13 protein-coding genes are annotated in these 14,648 nt (G+C 43.6%); 10 read left to right on the forward strand and 3 right to left on the reverse strand.

Going from position 1 to position 14,648, the window contains the following annotated elements; translation table 11 throughout:
• Window positions 1-99: 99 nt before the first annotated feature.
• Together ACWYVB_RS16965 and nadK are read right to left on the reverse strand one after the other, a co-directional pair.
• Window positions 100-1,290, reverse strand: coding sequence for a DUF3103 domain-containing protein (locus ACWYVB_RS16965; RefSeq protein ID WP_457529512.1), 1,191 nt, complete (start codon window positions 1,288-1,290; stop codon window positions 100-102).
• Between the two features lie 265 nt (window positions 1,291-1,555).
• Window positions 1,556-2,440, reverse strand: a complete 885-nt coding sequence (gene nadK / locus ACWYVB_RS16970; protein ID WP_213874907.1) for an NAD(+) kinase — start codon at window positions 2,438-2,440, stop codon at window positions 1,556-1,558.
• A gap of 146 nt (window positions 2,441-2,586) precedes the next feature.
• On the opposite strand from nadK, the gene grpE reads away from it, so the two are divergent.
• The 4 genes from grpE (at window position 2,587) to dnaJ (ending at window position 8,491) form a co-directional block, all read left to right on the forward strand.
• On the forward strand, window positions 2,587-3,183 hold the full coding sequence (grpE, locus tag ACWYVB_RS16975) for a nucleotide exchange factor GrpE (RefSeq protein ID WP_012842091.1): 597 nt from the start codon (window positions 2,587-2,589) through the stop codon (window positions 3,181-3,183).
• Window positions 3,184-3,600: 417 nt separating this feature from the next.
• On the forward strand, window positions 3,601-4,875 hold the full coding sequence (locus ACWYVB_RS16980) for a dicarboxylate/amino acid:cation symporter (protein ID WP_012842090.1): 1,275 nt from the start codon (window positions 3,601-3,603) through the stop codon (window positions 4,873-4,875).
• 349 nt (window positions 4,876-5,224) lie between these two features.
• Window positions 5,225-7,138: a molecular chaperone DnaK gene (gene dnaK / locus ACWYVB_RS16985; protein ID WP_005391455.1), complete on the forward strand. Its 1,914-nt coding sequence runs from the start codon at window positions 5,225-5,227 to the stop codon at window positions 7,136-7,138.
• A gap of 204 nt (window positions 7,139-7,342) precedes the next feature.
• Window positions 7,343-8,491: a molecular chaperone DnaJ gene (dnaJ, locus tag ACWYVB_RS16990; protein WP_005391453.1), complete on the forward strand. Its 1,149-nt coding sequence runs from the start codon at window positions 7,343-7,345 to the stop codon at window positions 8,489-8,491.
• A 69-nt stretch (window positions 8,492-8,560) separates the two neighbouring features.
• Here dnaJ and ACWYVB_RS16995 read toward each other — a convergent pair whose 3' ends face one another.
• On the reverse strand, window positions 8,561-8,992 hold the full coding sequence (locus tag ACWYVB_RS16995; RefSeq protein ID WP_457529562.1) for a type IV pilin protein: 432 nt from the start codon (window positions 8,990-8,992) through the stop codon (window positions 8,561-8,563).
• A 103-nt stretch (window positions 8,993-9,095) separates the two neighbouring features.
• Here ACWYVB_RS16995 and ACWYVB_RS17000 point away from each other — a divergent pair, with 103 nt between their 5' ends.
• The 6 genes from ACWYVB_RS17000 (at window position 9,096) to tadA (ending at window position 14,463) form a co-directional block, all read left to right on the forward strand.
• Window positions 9,096-9,605: a GspH/FimT family pseudopilin gene (locus tag ACWYVB_RS17000; RefSeq protein WP_047010169.1), complete on the forward strand. Its 510-nt coding sequence runs from the start codon at window positions 9,096-9,098 to the stop codon at window positions 9,603-9,605.
• Window positions 9,586-10,203, forward strand: a complete 618-nt coding sequence (locus tag ACWYVB_RS17005) for a PilW family protein (protein WP_074190963.1) — start codon at window positions 9,586-9,588, stop codon at window positions 10,201-10,203. The genes ACWYVB_RS17000 and ACWYVB_RS17005 overlap by 20 nt, the downstream gene beginning before the upstream one ends.
• Complete coding sequence (locus tag ACWYVB_RS17010) at window positions 10,200-11,453, forward strand: hypothetical protein (protein ID WP_257889602.1); 1,254 nt, start codon at window positions 10,200-10,202, stop codon at window positions 11,451-11,453. The genes ACWYVB_RS17005 and ACWYVB_RS17010 overlap by 4 nt, the downstream gene beginning before the upstream one ends.
• Complete coding sequence (locus ACWYVB_RS17015) at window positions 11,443-11,853, forward strand: type IV pilus modification PilV family protein (RefSeq protein WP_005381606.1); 411 nt, start codon at window positions 11,443-11,445, stop codon at window positions 11,851-11,853. Before ACWYVB_RS17010 ends, ACWYVB_RS17015 begins: the two co-directional genes overlap by 11 nt.
• A gap of 288 nt (window positions 11,854-12,141) precedes the next feature.
• Window positions 12,142-13,701 carry an AbgT family transporter gene (locus tag ACWYVB_RS17020; RefSeq protein ID WP_005383758.1) on the forward strand — a complete coding sequence of 520 codons (1,560 nt, stop codon included), beginning with the start codon at window positions 12,142-12,144 and terminating at the stop codon, window positions 13,699-13,701.
• 252 nt (window positions 13,702-13,953) lie between these two features.
• Complete coding sequence (gene tadA, locus ACWYVB_RS17025) at window positions 13,954-14,463, forward strand: tRNA adenosine(34) deaminase TadA (protein ID WP_373924694.1); 510 nt, start codon at window positions 13,954-13,956, stop codon at window positions 14,461-14,463.
• The last annotated feature ends 185 nt before the right edge of the window (window positions 14,464-14,648 follow it).

Raw genomic sequence — 14,648 nt, forward strand, 5'->3', positions numbered from 1 at the left:
AAGACAGGTGAGAAAAAATTTCTGTGTGGGGTGCTTTTTTGTGATGAAGTGGGAAAAATGAGCCGAAGTGATTACAACGACTCATTAAAATTGAACAGGTTACGGACGAGTTGGGTTAATCGTGAGCGGCTCTAATGTGACTACTGCATTCACACCAGCACCTGGATGATCCACGTATGATGTGTCTTGCATTAGTGTGTAGTAAACGTCGACGAAGTCATCATCATTCGTTAGGACGCCGTCAGGGATCGTGTCGATGATCTTATTCGTGATTTGCGGAATAATCGCGTAAGCCTGAACTTCTGGATCTGGAATCGCTTTCAGCACTTCTCCAGCAACTTGAACAAGGAGTTTTGCCAACTGTTTATAGTCTGTACCATCATCTTGTTCCATGAGCACGATGTCCGCAGCGCCCCAACGGTAACGAGACCAGTGAATAATGATCTGATTTGGGTAGTAATCTTGGTTATCGTAGTCTAAGTATGGAAGCTCTACTAAATCGAGAGTAGGTTCATCACGACTTGGATTGACGCCCGTTACGATAGCGTAGATTTCTGCCTTGCCAGAGATCCAAGGTTCTTTGTCATCGGCTAGACGGATCTTTTTCAACTGCGTTGTTTGAATTGGAGCCGCTTCGCCCACAGTGCTACTTGACAATAGCGGTGCATTTTGACGCTGTTCATCAGAAAAATACGGCTGAACTAAAGTAGGCTGACCGAGTTTTTTCATTTCAGCCTGCATAGCTTGCAAGCCAGCCTTTAGCTCTGCAGAGCTGTTGTTATCAACGACAAGTACAGGTACATCAGGGAGCTGGTAAACATCGAGTTGATGGATGTTGCCATAAACATCAAATGCTTCGATGTATTGCCAATTCTCATCATCACCACTTGGTTCAAATGCAAATAATGGCTCGACCTCGCCACTTTGCCATGCTGATATCATGCCCTCATTCGCTAAACGAACTTCCAGCAACTGATCTGAGTATTCAGAAATACCTTTCCAGCTACGAATTTGAGTGTCAGCTTGTACAAGCTGACGGCTAAACTCGGAGTTGGGGTTTTGTTGAACAAATGCTGATACAGAGACGCTAGTCTGTTGTGGAGTAATATCTCTTCTCAACATGGGTTCAATGGCAGCATAGTTCTCACTCAATTGTTGAGCGAGGGCACGCTTCGTCTTAGTGATATCTTCCGCTTTTGCATTGGACACACTGTTGACTTGCGTTTCCTCTGATTGGCAGCCAATAAGTGCTAATGTACTGAGAACAGACAGAATGATGGTTTTCTTCATAATATGTCCTTTATTGATTGTATGAAATAGAGTTAATACTCTATTCATGATGAGAATATCACCGGACATAGATCATTGAATTTGCTTTTCTATCTTTTGTGTAAAGTTTGCCCACAGGATCAAAATTTACAAGCTTCTCTTTAATGATGACAAATATCGTGTCGCCTCACTACTTTGTGTCTATTTCTTGTCTAAGAAAGCCAAAAGCCAGTAGCAATTGAGCTGCTGGCTTTTTTATTGAAGTTATTGCCCTGAGTAACAAGTGTTAGAACAATTTACTAGACCAGCCAAGCTTATTCCGTAAGACGTGATAGTAACTGTAGTCTTTTGGATGGATGAGCTTTAGTACATTTGGACTTTGATAGATGTGAATTTCGTCGCCAGGGGTAACTGGAAGTGAGACTTGTCCATCACAGCTAACTTCTTGTGTTCCACGGTTTTCTGGTGATACCACCAATTTAATTCGACGTTTTCCATCAACCACCAAAGGTCGACTCGACAATGTATGAGGGAACATTGGCACGAGTGAAATGGCATTCAAGCTAGGAGAAAGAATTGGGCCGCCGCCAGAAAGTGAATATGCCGTCGAGCCAGTCGGAGTGGAGACAATCAAACCGTCGGCCCGTAAAGAGAAGGCGAAGCTTTCATCGATGTACACTTCAAATTCAATCATATGGGCAATTTGCCCTGGGTGAAGTACGGCTTCGTTTAGCGCAGCGTTATGGCTCTTTATTTGTCCGTGGCGGTGTACTTCCGCCTCTAAAAGAAAACGCTCCTCTTCAATATACTCACCGTCGAGTACCGCTTGCAGAGACGCTTGGAACTCGTCTGGGTTTAAGTCAGTTAAGAAGCCTAGGTTTCCACGGTTCACCCCTATGACTGGAACATCAAATCGGGATAAAATTCTTGCCGCGCCTAGCATGTTGCCATCCCCACCAACCACAATGGCTAGATCGGCATTTTTTCCTAGTTCAACTAAACTGGCAAATTGACTCTGCGGGATATCATCCAGTATTGCGGCAAGACGATCGTCAATAAATACTTTATAGCCTTCAGAGGTCAGCCATTGGTACAACTCTTTATGAGTTTGAATTGCTTGTTGATCTCTTGGTTTTCCGATAATCGCGATCACGTTACATGGATTTTTCATAGCATTTCCGCATTAAAGAGGCTTGAATCAGGAATCTTCATCCCCATAATAATGGCAAGTCACCTAAATATGCGAATTTTTATGTGGTTAAAGCCCGCAAAAACGCGCATGGCTTTAAGGGCATTATGTTGAATTCTGGAGATATCATGAGCAACGAAGAAAACAAAGTTACAGAAGAAGAGCTTGATCAAATCATCGAAGAGGCTGAAAAAGTAGAAGCTGAAGCACAAGAAGTAGAAGCTGAGCTTGAAGAAATTGGTGATGAGACAGACGCTAAGATTGCTCAACTAGAAGCGGCACTACTGTCTAGCGAGGCAAAAGTAAAAGAGCAGCAAGATGCGGTGTTGCGTTCTAAAGCTGAAGTAGAAAACATGCGTCGTCGTACTGAGCAAGAAATCGATAAAGCACGTAAGTTTGCGTTGAACAAGTTTGCCGAAGAGTTGCTTCCTGTTATTGATAACCTAGAGCGTGCAATTCAAGCGGCAGATACAGAGAATGAAACGGTTAAGCCGTTCCTAGAAGGTGTTGAGTTAACACACAAAACGTTTGTCGACGTTGTGGCGAAATTTGGCTTGAAAGCAATCAACCCTGAAGGTGAAGCATTTAACCCAGAGTTCCATCAAGCGATGTCGATTCAGGAAAGCCCTGATCATGAATCAAACACAGTTATGTTTGTTATGCAAAAAGGCTACGAACTAAACGGCCGTGTGATTCGTCCGGCAATGGTAATGGTTGCTAAATAACCTTAACTGCCTGTTTTCAAATATAAAGCGCCCATCATTTTTTGATGGGCGCTTTTTTGTTTTAAACGTAAGTTGTTGTAATGAGCTTCATTGTATATCGATAAAATGGAAGTTTGATCCCCTTCATGTTTTTTCTTATTGGTTAATTATTTTCCTATAGGAGATTTCTTCTCATCTCACTGCGTGTTTATGAACGAAGAGGGCTATAAGTAATTGTAATCATTCGTTGTGTGAATGTTTGTCCTGCATAGGAATGTAAAGATAGTCATTTTTTCTACAACAATTCCGTTAACAAAAATGTAAATTATCACTTTATTTTGTAACCTTCGTGTGTATGATTTGCGACTAATGCTTTAAAAGTAAGCATATATAACTACAAAGATGTAAATAGCAAACACAACATATCGGAGATTTATAATGGATAAATCGCTTTCTAGTAAGATTTTTATAGGCTTGTTTGCCGGCCTTGTGCTCGGAACAGCAATTCAGTACTTATTTAGCGGTATTGCGATTTTTGATACATACCTACTTGGAGCAGCAGAAGGCGTTGGCGGCATGTTTGTCTCGCTGATCAAATTGCTTGTTGTTCCTTTAGTTTACGTTTCAATCGTATGCGGCATTGTTGACTTGAAAGACATCAGTGCATTTGGTCGTCTTGGTGGAAAAACTTTTACCCTCTACATTCTTAACACCATCATTGCGATTACGGCGGCTTTGACTGTTGGTTTGATTTTCCAGCCAGGAGCTGGTGCTAATCTGGCAGGAACGGTATCTGAGGCCGTACAGCTGACGACGACAGAAACGCCGGACATTTTCTCTCTAGTTGTTAACATTGTTCCTAGCAACCCAGTACAAGCGTTTGCTAACGGCGACATGCTGCAAATCATCTTCATGGCAATTCTGACAGGTCTTGCAATTCAAGCTTTGGATTCTCGTGGTGGTCCTGCCATCCGCACGTTCAAAATGGCAAATGAAATCATGATGAAACTGGTTGGGTTAGTGATGAGTCTTGCGCCATATGGTGTGTTCGCGCTAATGATTCAATTGGGTGCAACACTAAACGCCAATACATTGATGTCCGTGGCTGGTTATGTGGCCTTGGTGGTTGCGATGTTGGTGTTCTGGATCTTCTTCTTCTATCCAATGGCAGTAAGTCTTGCGACAGGGACCTCTCCAAAGACTTTCCTACGTGCAACTCGTGAGCAGATTCTGTTCTCTCTATCTACCGCGAGCTCAAACGCGACTATCCCGGTAACGATGCGTACACTGACAGAAAAGCTTCAGGTCTCTAAATCGGTTGCTGGCTTCGGTGTACCACTGGGCGCAACGATGAACATGTCTGGTGTGTCTATCTATATTGCTCTAGCAACGATGTTTGTTGCGAACGCTTTTGGCCAGCCAATTAACACCGCAGACATCTTCACGCTTGGTTTAACTATTCTTCTATTATCTATTGGTGCTGGTGGCGTTCCTGGAGGCGGCGTGGTAATGGTAGGCGTTTTGCTTCACCAACTAGGCTTACCACCTGAAGGCTTGGCAATTATTGCTGCGGTTGACCGTATTAATGACATGTTCTGTACGTCTTCAAACGTTGTGGGCGACACGGCGGTAAACACCATTGTTGCAAAAACAGAAGGTGAGATTGGTAAAGAAGAAGGCGTTGACGCTGAGCCTGCTCAAGCGAACGCCTAATACCTTGAATAATTTATTTTAACCCTAATATTGAAGCGAGCTCTTATGAGCTCGTTTTTTTTGTTTAGGAAGAGTCGGGCATAAATACATTTACCTGAGAAATGGTGTTTTGTTGCGCTACAGCAGTGTGACGAGTTCCCAACTAATCAGAAAGAAACACATAAATTTCGAAAAAAGACGCTTTTTTTTAATTCTGCCCTTGAAAAGCATTTTGCCGCCCTTATCTATGTGGCATAGAGAAGCAAACATTGATTATTTTTGTTTGTGAGCAAGGGTTGAAACCCGATTCTCCTCCCCCCACATTGGGGTTATAACCAAACGAAAATAGAATTTATTCGGAGATAGCCAGATGGGTAAAATCATTGGTATTGACTTAGGTACTACTAACTCATGTGTTGCTGTATTAGACGGCGACAAACCACGTGTAATTGAAAACGCAGAGGGCGAACGTACTACTGCATCGGTTATTGCTTACACTGACGGTGAGACGCTAGTAGGTCAACCTGCGAAACGTCAAGCAGTAACTAACCCAGAAAACACGCTATTTGCAATTAAGCGTCTAATCGGTCGTCGTTTTGAAGACGAAGAAGTTCAGCGTGACATCCAAATCATGCCTTACAAAATTGTTAAGGCTGACAATGGTGACGCTTGGGTAGAAGCAAAAGGCCAAAAAATGGCGGCTCCTCAGGTTTCTGCTGAAGTTCTTAAGAAAATGAAGAAAACTGCTGAAGATTTCCTTGGTGAGGAAGTAACTGGCGCAGTTATCACAGTACCTGCTTACTTTAACGATGCTCAGCGTCAAGCTACAAAAGATGCTGGCCGTATCGCAGGTCTAGAAGTTAAACGTATCATCAACGAACCAACAGCAGCAGCGCTAGCTTACGGTCTTGATAAGAAAGGCGGCGATCGCACTATCGCGGTATACGACCTTGGTGGTGGTACATTCGATATCTCTATCATCGAAATCGATGAAGTTGAAGGCGAGAAAACATTCGAAGTTCTAGCGACTAACGGTGATACTCACCTTGGTGGTGAAGACTTTGATAACCGCCTAATCAACTACTTAGTAGACGAGTTTAAGAAAGAGCAAGGTATCGATCTTAAGAACGATCCACTAGCAATGCAGCGTGTTAAAGAAGCAGCAGAAAAAGCGAAAATCGAGCTTTCTTCTACTTCTCAAACTGACGTAAACCTACCTTACGTTACTGCAGATGCAACTGGTCCTAAGCACATGAATATTAAAGTGACTCGTGCAAAACTAGAATCTCTAGTTGAAGACCTAGTACAACGCTCTCTTGAGCCACTAAAAGTAGCTCTAGCTGACGCTGATCTATCAGTAAACGACATCACTGACGTAATCCTAGTTGGTGGTCAGACTCGTATGCCAATGGTTCAAGCGAAAGTTGCTGAGTTCTTTGGTAAAGAAGCGCGCCGTGACGTAAACCCTGACGAAGCAGTAGCAATGGGTGCTGCAGTTCAAGGTGGTGTACTTGCTGGTGACGTTAAAGACGTACTACTACTAGACGTAACTCCACTGTCTCTAGGTATCGAGACAATGGGTGGCGTAATGACTAAGTTAGTTGAGAAGAACACAACTATCCCAACTAAAGCGAACCAAGTTTTCTCTACAGCGGAAGACAACCAGAGCGCGGTTACTATCCACGTTCTACAAGGTGAGCGTAAGCAAGCGATGTACAACAAGTCTCTAGGTCAATTCAACCTAGAAGGCATCCAGCCTGCACCACGTGGTATGCCACAAATCGAGGTTACTTTTGACCTTGATGCGGACGGTATCCTACACGTGTCAGCGAAAGACAAGCAGACTGGTAAAGAGCAGAAGATCACTATCCAAGCTTCTGGCGGTCTAAGCGATGAAGACATCGAGAAAATGGTTCAAGAAGCAGAAGCTAACAAAGAAGCGGACAAAAAGTTCGAAGAGCTAGCGACTGCACGTAACCAAGCTGACCAAATGATTCACGGTACTCGTAAGCAAGTAGAAGAAGCTGGTGAAGCACTACCTGCAGAAGAGAAAGAGAAGATTGAAGCAGCAATTTCTGAGCTAGAAACAGCGCGCAAAGGCGAAGACAAAGAAGCTATCGATGCTAAAGTTCAAGCACTAATGACCGCTTCTCAAAAACTGATGGAAATCGCTCAACAACAAGCTCAAGCGCAGCAAGCACAAGGTGCTGACGCCGATGCACAGTCTAAAGAAGACGACGTTGTAGATGCTGAGTTCGAAGAAGTTAAAGACGACAAGAAATAATATTTCTTAACCAGATGGCTGCAAAGCCATCTGGGGTCGATAAGACTTCGTGTGCGGGCGTTTGGGGCAACTCTTACGCCCGTCTGTTTGTAAACGCTGTCTTTCTAGTTAAGTATGTTGCGGATAAGTGCACTTACCTAGAACGATACAAACACCAAGCGGTGAATCGATGCCGTTTGTAGTAATTAACTGGTGACGAAGAACATGTCAAAACGTGATTTTTACGAAGTATTAGGCGTAAGCCGTGATGCCTCAGAGCGCGATATCAAAAAGGCGTACAAGCGTCTAGCGATGAAATTCCACCCAGACCGAAACCAGGGTGATGAGTCTGCGGCGGACAAGTTTAAAGAAGTAAAAGAAGCGTACGAAGTTCTGACCGACCCTCAAAAGAAAGCGGCGTACGACCAGTACGGTCATGCTGCTTTTGAACAAGGCGGCGGTGGTTTCGGTGGCGGCGGCTTTGGTGGCGGCGGTGCTGATTTCGGCGACATCTTTGGCGATGTATTCGGCGACATCTTTGGTGGTGGTCGTCGTGGCGGTGGCGGTCACCGTGCTCAACGTGGTGCGGACTTACGTTACAACATGGAACTGACGCTAGAAGAGGCGGTTCGTGGTGTAACGAAAGAGATCGAAGTACCAACACTAGTACACTGTGATACCTGTGATGGTAGTGGCGCGAAGAAAGGCTCATCTGCTGAAACATGTGGTACCTGTCATGGTCATGGTCAAGTACAGATGCGCCAAGGCTTCTTCGCAGTGCAACAAACCTGTCCAACCTGTCACGGTAAAGGCAAGATCATTAAAGACCCTTGTAATGAGTGTCATGGTCAAGGCCGTAAGCAGAAAACCAAAACACTTAACGTTAAGATCCCTGCAGGTGTTGATACTGGCGACCGTATTCGTCTATCTGGCGAAGGTGAAGCGGGAGAAATGGGAGCACCAGCTGGTGACTTGTATGTACAAGTGCACGTGAAAGAGCACCATATCTTCGAACGTGATGGTAACAATTTGTACTGTGAAGTGCCTGTAAGCTTTGCGATGGCGGCTCTAGGTGGTGAAGTAGAAGTACCAACTCTAGATGGTCGCGTAAGCCTAAAAGTGCCTTCAGAAACGCAAACAGGTCGTATGTTCCGCATGCGTGGTAAAGGTGTGAAAGGCGTTCGCGGTGGCGGTATCGGTGACTTGATTGTTAAGTTGGTTGTTGAAACACCAGTAAACCTAAGCTCACGCCAAAAAGAACTGCTCAAAGAGTTTGAAGAGTCTTGTGGTGGTGAAGCGGCGACAAAGCACAAGCCTAAATCAGAAGGCTTTTTCAACGGTGTGAAAAAGTTCTTTGATGATTTAACCAGCTAAGACGTTAGTGAAAAGCACAAATACAAAGGCCTGCTAAAATGCAGGCCTTTTTGCATCTTGGTGTTCTTTCTAATTCCAGCAATCACTTGGTTCTTCGACATTTTTTGACGTTAAAGTAATCGTTTTAGCGCCAGTCAAGCACTCGTCGTCGTCTTGTCCCAGAGCCGATTTTGCTGTTGCTGTAATGGTATAGGCCGTACTTGCAGAGCTCGCAATATTGAAAGAAAATCTATCTGTGTCTGAATCACATAGAGTGCATGTGCCTCCAGAGATAATATGACTCCAGTCGTACCCAGCATCATAAGATGTCTCTAGCTCTAGCTGAATTCGACTAAGATCGCTCAAGGCAACCGTCCTATGAGACTTGATTACATGATTGGTGTAAGAAGGGTAGGCGACAGCCGCAATGATCCCGACAATCACTACGGCTATCAGTAATTCGATCAATGTCATCCCTCCCAATCTTTTTTTGTAGCTGTTACAGCGAGAAATTCGAATCATCACGAGTAGTTTCCTTTTCACTTTTCCGCCTATTTTTGGCAGGTGATAGCATCTGTGCAAGATGAATTACGGCCCTTCTGCCGTTTACATAGGAATTTGGGAAATGCCTCGCGGGTTTACGTTGTTGGAGCTTCTTATTACTGTTGCTGTACTGAGTATTATATTGGCGTTTGCAGCACCAAGCTTTAGCCGTGTTTCACAAACTGTGCAAATGCAGCGATTGGCAACTGAATTAGCTGGTTTTCTAAGCCAAAGTAAGTCAGAGGCGGTAATGAGAAATCAAAAGTTATATATACATTTCTCAATGGCTAAAAACGTTGTTGTCAGTCAAGGTGCATGGTCTCTACAGTTAACTGACTCATCTAGCGGCTCAGGGGGAGTAATCTTAAACCTTTCCGGCTCCGCATACTCTGAATTATCTTTGAAGCACAGTTACGATAATCAAAAAATAAGCTTCGATGAGGTCCGTGGACGGCCCCAAGGAGGAAATATAGAGTTTTTCCCAACCAATGCTCAAAACATAAAACTACAAGCAAAGCTCTCAAACCCTCCTGGGAGGATTAAGATTTGTAGTAATTCTGGAGCGAAGTTATATGATTACCATCAGTGCTAACAAACGCTATCAAATAGGTAGCTCTTTAATTGAATTAATGATTAGTTCTTTAATTGGGTTAATTGTTCTTAGTGTAGTGGGCTCTATATTCTTGACTTTACAAAAAACAGCAAAAGAAAAAAGCTTAGAGCTAAATTTATTGCAAGGTCTTAATATCACTTTATCTGTTATGAAAGAAGATATTCAAAGAGCAGGTTATGATGGTGGGAACGGTAGTTCACTCAAATTATCCGGAGCTACAGGAACCATAATGCTGAGCGGCGCCTCTTCTGTTGGTTTTGTGTATTTTAAAGAAGACTCAGCTGCCAATGAAGACTATCGAAATATTAAGTATGAGAAGAGAGATACTCGGTTTTTTATATGTGAAAAAGGCGTTGTGTCTCAAACACAAATATTATCTTTTGATGGTATAGATTTTTGTCGTTCTCTATTTGATGATGATATTTTCCAAGTTACCCAATTCACCGTTAGTTCAGAAACAGTGACTAATGGAGGAAATGTAAGTTCGGTCACGAACGTTAAGTTAGGTTTGCAAACGATTGATGGAGTCTTTAGTGAAGTCGCGGAGTTTTCTATCAAACAAAGGAATTGGCAATGACATCTAAATATAACTATTCCGGTTATACCACTTTGCTTGTGACTTCTATACTTTTATTACTTGCTTTAATTGCATCATTAGCATCATCCAAAGGTGTATTTTTTCAAATAAAAGTTGCGCAAAACGAAATAAAATCTCGACAAGCACATTGGTTAGCTGAAGGAGGTGTTGAATGTGCATGGGCGCAATTTAGAGTTAGTAATATTGTACCTGCAGTAATAACAGATTGTGGCTCAGGGCTTTGGACGGTTCCGAATTTTACGAGTACTTCCAATGGGTATTTGGTTACTTCTAATGTTGGATTTACAAGCATTAGTAAGGAGATTATTTTGGGAGGTAACTTGAGCTATGGTGCAATGCAGTCTAGTGCCGACATTTATTTTCATTCTAGTGCAACGTTTTCTACTCCAGATCCAGGGGAATTGAGCAGCGATGGGTGGGAGTGTATTGCGTTAAGGTATAAAAAGCGCTTTTACTCCTCTTCAGTTGATAATAAAGGCGTAATTCATGGAGAGTCTCCCTATGCCGATTTTAACAACCCTACAAATAAAGATTGTGCAAACACGACGGCAAACCGTCATCTCTCATCTAGTGTTGGCGGGGTTGGTGCTGGTGATGATTTTACTCAAGATACAGATTTAAAGCCATTTGAATCCTTCTTTGGAGTAAAGGCTGAAGAGCATAACGATGTCCGAGATAATGGTGTATTTCATGTAATGACGGGCTCAGTGGCTGGTGGCATACCTAATTGTGGTGCTGCTTTAACAGCAGAAATTCAGTCAGGGAAGCATCATTTATGGGTTGAAGGGAGCTGTGAAATCAAGCAATCGGAATACAATGATTTGGTGAATGCTACATCATCGACCAATGGCGTAACAGTGCTCATTCATGATGGTCTTTTCTCCGTGATGGGACCACCGAGCTCCGGCGCTACATCAAATAAGTTTAAAGGGGTCTTGTTTCATTTCAATCATGATTATGCTCCGGCAACAGCGGATTGGGTTGGGTTCGAAGCCAATGCTCACCTAAATCATGTGCCAAGTGTTGTAGAAGACTCATACAGGACAATAGCTTCTTATTATCAGCATGGTTCTTTTACGGTATCTGGTGGTCAATATTTTGATAGTGAAGATCAGGCAGCGGTTTTCTTCGATTCTTTGGACTTTAGATACAATAAAGATGTGATAGACAATTCAAGGAATGCGCATGCAATTCCTAGATGGAAGAAGGGCTCTTGGAATGATCTCTAAACAAAAAGGTTTTAACCTTCTTGAAGTTCTAATTTCTTTTCTGCTTATCGGTGTTGGGGCTCTAGGTTTAACGAAGCTAAACGTGTATCTAGAACGCGAATCCGAATATGCCATAAAAAGTATTGAAGCACTGCGTCTAGCAGAAAACCAGCTCGAATGGTTCCGGACGCGTGGTGCTTCTGCGGCGATGTCTACCATCACACCTGCAAATTTTGCTTCTATTGCAACAGGCTCTTCTGTTACTGGATCTTATGTCGTCGAGTGGGAAGTTCCAGCTGCCACGGTTTCAGGAACACTGAAAACTATCACTATTACCTCTAGCTGGAAGGATAGAATCGGCGAGACGCGATCAGTTCAGCTTAAAACGATGATCTCACAATACAGTGAATTCGAAAACTAAGTTCAATTGCATGCATGCGCTGAGACAAATGCGGGTGTAATTCCTGTTTGATACCGGATTTGTCACGGTTAATAAATGGTTTTTGAACTGTTAATCGAGTTGATGTGCTACTGTTTTTATTATGTTTAATTGAAGTGGTGTTTTTGCAAAATATGTCTCCAATTATGAAAAAAAATATAGAACCTTGTGCTTTCTCCATTAGTGTTTACTAGAATACTCGTTGGATAGTAGGCCGTCATAATTACTCAAATAGGCCTTGGCACCAACATCATTCACTATGGAGTTACCATGAGTAACCAAGCTGTAAATAAGGCACCATCATCGAAGCCGAGCGGGATGGAGCGCTTTTTAAACTTTATCGAGAGGACAGGTAACAAAATCCCTGATCCTGCGATTTTGTTCTTCTGGGCATTGATCATTACTTGGGCGGCGTCAGCACTTTTATCGAATGTATCATTCGATCTTCCAAACCCTCGAACGGGCGAAGCTCTTACTATCACCAACTTACTTACGGGCGAAGCGCTAGCAAGTTTCCTTGCTAACATGGTGACGACGTTTACTGGCTTTGCGCCACTGGGTATCGTACTTGTCGCAATGCTAGGTGTGGGTGTTGCAGATTCTTCGGGCTTTATTACGACGGGTCTTAAGAAGATGTTGAACTTCACGCCAGCTAAGCTTCTTACTCCAATGCTGATTTTGGTTGCTATTGTGTCGCATACTGCGGCAGATGCAGGCTATGTTCTGGTTATTCCTCTGGGCGGTATTATCTTCCATGCGGCAGGTCGTCACCCTCTAGCGGGTATTGCGGCAGCATTTGCAGGTGTATCTGGTGGCTTCTCTGCAAACTTTATCCCTTCTGGTATCGATCCACTACTTGCAGGCTTTACGCAAACCGCGGCGCAGGTTCTTGATCCTGAATACGTGGTTAACCCATTAGCGAACATCTTCTTTACTGGCCTATCCTCTATCATTATTGTAGCGATTGGTTGGTACGTGACAGAAAAAATCATTGAGCCTCGTTTGTCAAAAATGCCAATTGATGACGATGCGGAAACTGCGCCAAACCTAGGCTCATTTACTGAACTGGAATCAAAAGCATTTCGTTATGCTGGTTGGGCAATGATGGCGGGTATTGCCTTACTTGTTGCAGCATTAATTCCAGAAACATCAGCGCTACGCTCGCCTGAAGGTGAAATTACGGCCTTCTCAGCACCGATAATGAAGTCTATCGTGCCGTTGATCTTTATTCTGTTTATCATTCCTGGTTACGTTTACGGTAAAGTGTCTGGAACGTTCAAGACCAGCAACGACATTATCAAAGCGATGGCTGATACCATGTCGACCATGGGCGCATACATTGTTATGTCGTTCTTCTGTGCTCAGTTCTTATCTGCATTTGCTCAGTCAAACATCGGTACGATGCTAGCGTTGTATGGCGCAGAAGGCTTAAAAGCGATGAACCTACCAGGTGAAGTGACCATCATCGGTATGATCCTTCTAACCGCGTCTGTAAACCTACTTATTGGCTCGGCATCGGCAAAATGGGCTTTAATTGGTCCAATCTTAGTGCCAATGCTAATGGCGGTTGGTATCTCGCCTGAGCTGTCTCAAGCGGCTTACCGTGTGGGCGACTCTGTATCGAACATCATTTCGCCTCTAATGGTATTTTTCCCTCTTGTAGTGGTTTACTGTCAGCGTTATGTGAAGTCGGCTGGTATCGGTACGCTTGCGTCACTAATGATGCCATTCTCGATCGCAATGCTGATCGGTTGGTCTATCTTCCTAGTTGCTTATTGGATGGTAGGTATCCCGCTAGGCATTCAAGCTCCTTACACTTACACCATGTAAAAACGTGTAGGGTGTGAAAGCCGCTAATTGGCAGCCAAAAAGCGCAGGTCTTCGATCTGCGCTTTTTTGTTCTCGCAAAACGAACATCGATAGGTCTTGTAACTAGGTTTTTTGGAGTTGCAAACTTTGTCTCGTGATGTGTTGCTGTAGTGAAACCGAAGTTGGTGATAAAATTCCTGACTTCAATCGTTTTTTGTTTCTTTGGAGCCTCCTTTGTCTAACCATCCGTTTACCCCTCAAGATGAATTGTTTATGCGCAGAGCGATGGTGCTTGCTGAGCAAGCAGAAGCTGAGGGGGAAGTACCTGTCGGTGCAGTGCTTGTCAAAGATGGTGAAATTATCGCTGAGGGGTGGAATCGCTCTATTGGTACTAATGACGCTACCGCACATGCTGAAATCCAAACACTGCGTAAAGCAGGCCAAAAGCTAGAAAATTACCGCCTTCTGGATACGACTTTGTATGTAACACTTGAGCCATGCCCAATGTGTGCGGGAGCCTTATTGCATAGCCGCGTTAAGCGGGTCGTTTTTGGAGCGCCAGATTTAAAAGCTGGAGCAGCAGGAACAGTGCTTAATTTGTTTGAAAGCCAAGCTGCTTACCATTACGCCTTGGTTGAAAAGGGGCTACTAGAAGATGAGTGCCGTACTCAGCTACAAGCGTTTTTTAAGCGTCGCCGAAAGGAAATTAAAGCGAAGAAACAAGCACAAAAAGCATTAGAAAATCGAGAGAGCGAGCAAGGTAGTGGGAGTAGTGAGGGCTAGCAAACACCTACAACGTGGTAGATGTTTGCTTGGACGCACTAGTGATTGACTAAATGTACAAAAACACGATTACGTGAACTTACTTTCTTTTTCATACATGTCAGTTTACGTTTACGTCGGATAGCAGCTACTGTGTTATTTAAACGCTTTGACTGCACTCTACGTTTTCTCATATTCAAAACCTC

The organism is Vibrio sp. JZG10 (assembly GCF_054064075.1).

Excerpts from the sequence above, each read along its gene's own strand:
- dnaJ (WP_005391453.1), top strand. The coding sequence starts at position 7,343 with ATGTCAAAACGTGATTTTTACGAAGTATTAGGCGTAAGCCGTGATGCC.
- grpE (WP_012842091.1), top strand. The coding sequence starts at position 2,587 with ATGAGCAACGAAGAAAACAAAGTTACAGAAGAAGAGCTTGATCAAATC.
- ACWYVB_RS17005 (WP_074190963.1), top strand. The coding sequence starts at position 9,586 with ATGATTACCATCAGTGCTAACAAACGCTATCAAATAGGTAGCTCTTTA.
- ACWYVB_RS17010 (WP_257889602.1), top strand. The coding sequence starts at position 10,200 with ATGACATCTAAATATAACTATTCCGGTTATACCACTTTGCTTGTGACT.
- ACWYVB_RS16995 (WP_457529562.1), bottom strand. The coding sequence starts at position 8,992 with ATGATTCGAATTTCTCGCTGTAACAGCTACAAAAAAAGATTGGGAGGG.
- ACWYVB_RS16980 (WP_012842090.1), top strand. The coding sequence starts at position 3,601 with ATGGATAAATCGCTTTCTAGTAAGATTTTTATAGGCTTGTTTGCCGGC.
- dnaK (WP_005391455.1), top strand. The coding sequence starts at position 5,225 with ATGGGTAAAATCATTGGTATTGACTTAGGTACTACTAACTCATGTGTT.
- ACWYVB_RS17015 (WP_005381606.1), top strand. The coding sequence starts at position 11,443 with ATGATCTCTAAACAAAAAGGTTTTAACCTTCTTGAAGTTCTAATTTCT.
- ACWYVB_RS17000 (WP_047010169.1), top strand. The coding sequence starts at position 9,096 with ATGCCTCGCGGGTTTACGTTGTTGGAGCTTCTTATTACTGTTGCTGTA.
- tadA (WP_373924694.1), top strand. The coding sequence starts at position 13,954 with ATGCGCAGAGCGATGGTGCTTGCTGAGCAAGCAGAAGCTGAGGGGGAA.
- ACWYVB_RS17020 (WP_005383758.1), top strand. The coding sequence starts at position 12,142 with ATGAGTAACCAAGCTGTAAATAAGGCACCATCATCGAAGCCGAGCGGG.
- ACWYVB_RS16965 (WP_457529512.1), bottom strand. The coding sequence starts at position 1,290 with ATGAAGAAAACCATCATTCTGTCTGTTCTCAGTACATTAGCACTTATT.
- nadK (WP_213874907.1), bottom strand. The coding sequence starts at position 2,440 with ATGAAAAATCCATGTAACGTGATCGCGATTATCGGAAAACCAAGAGAT.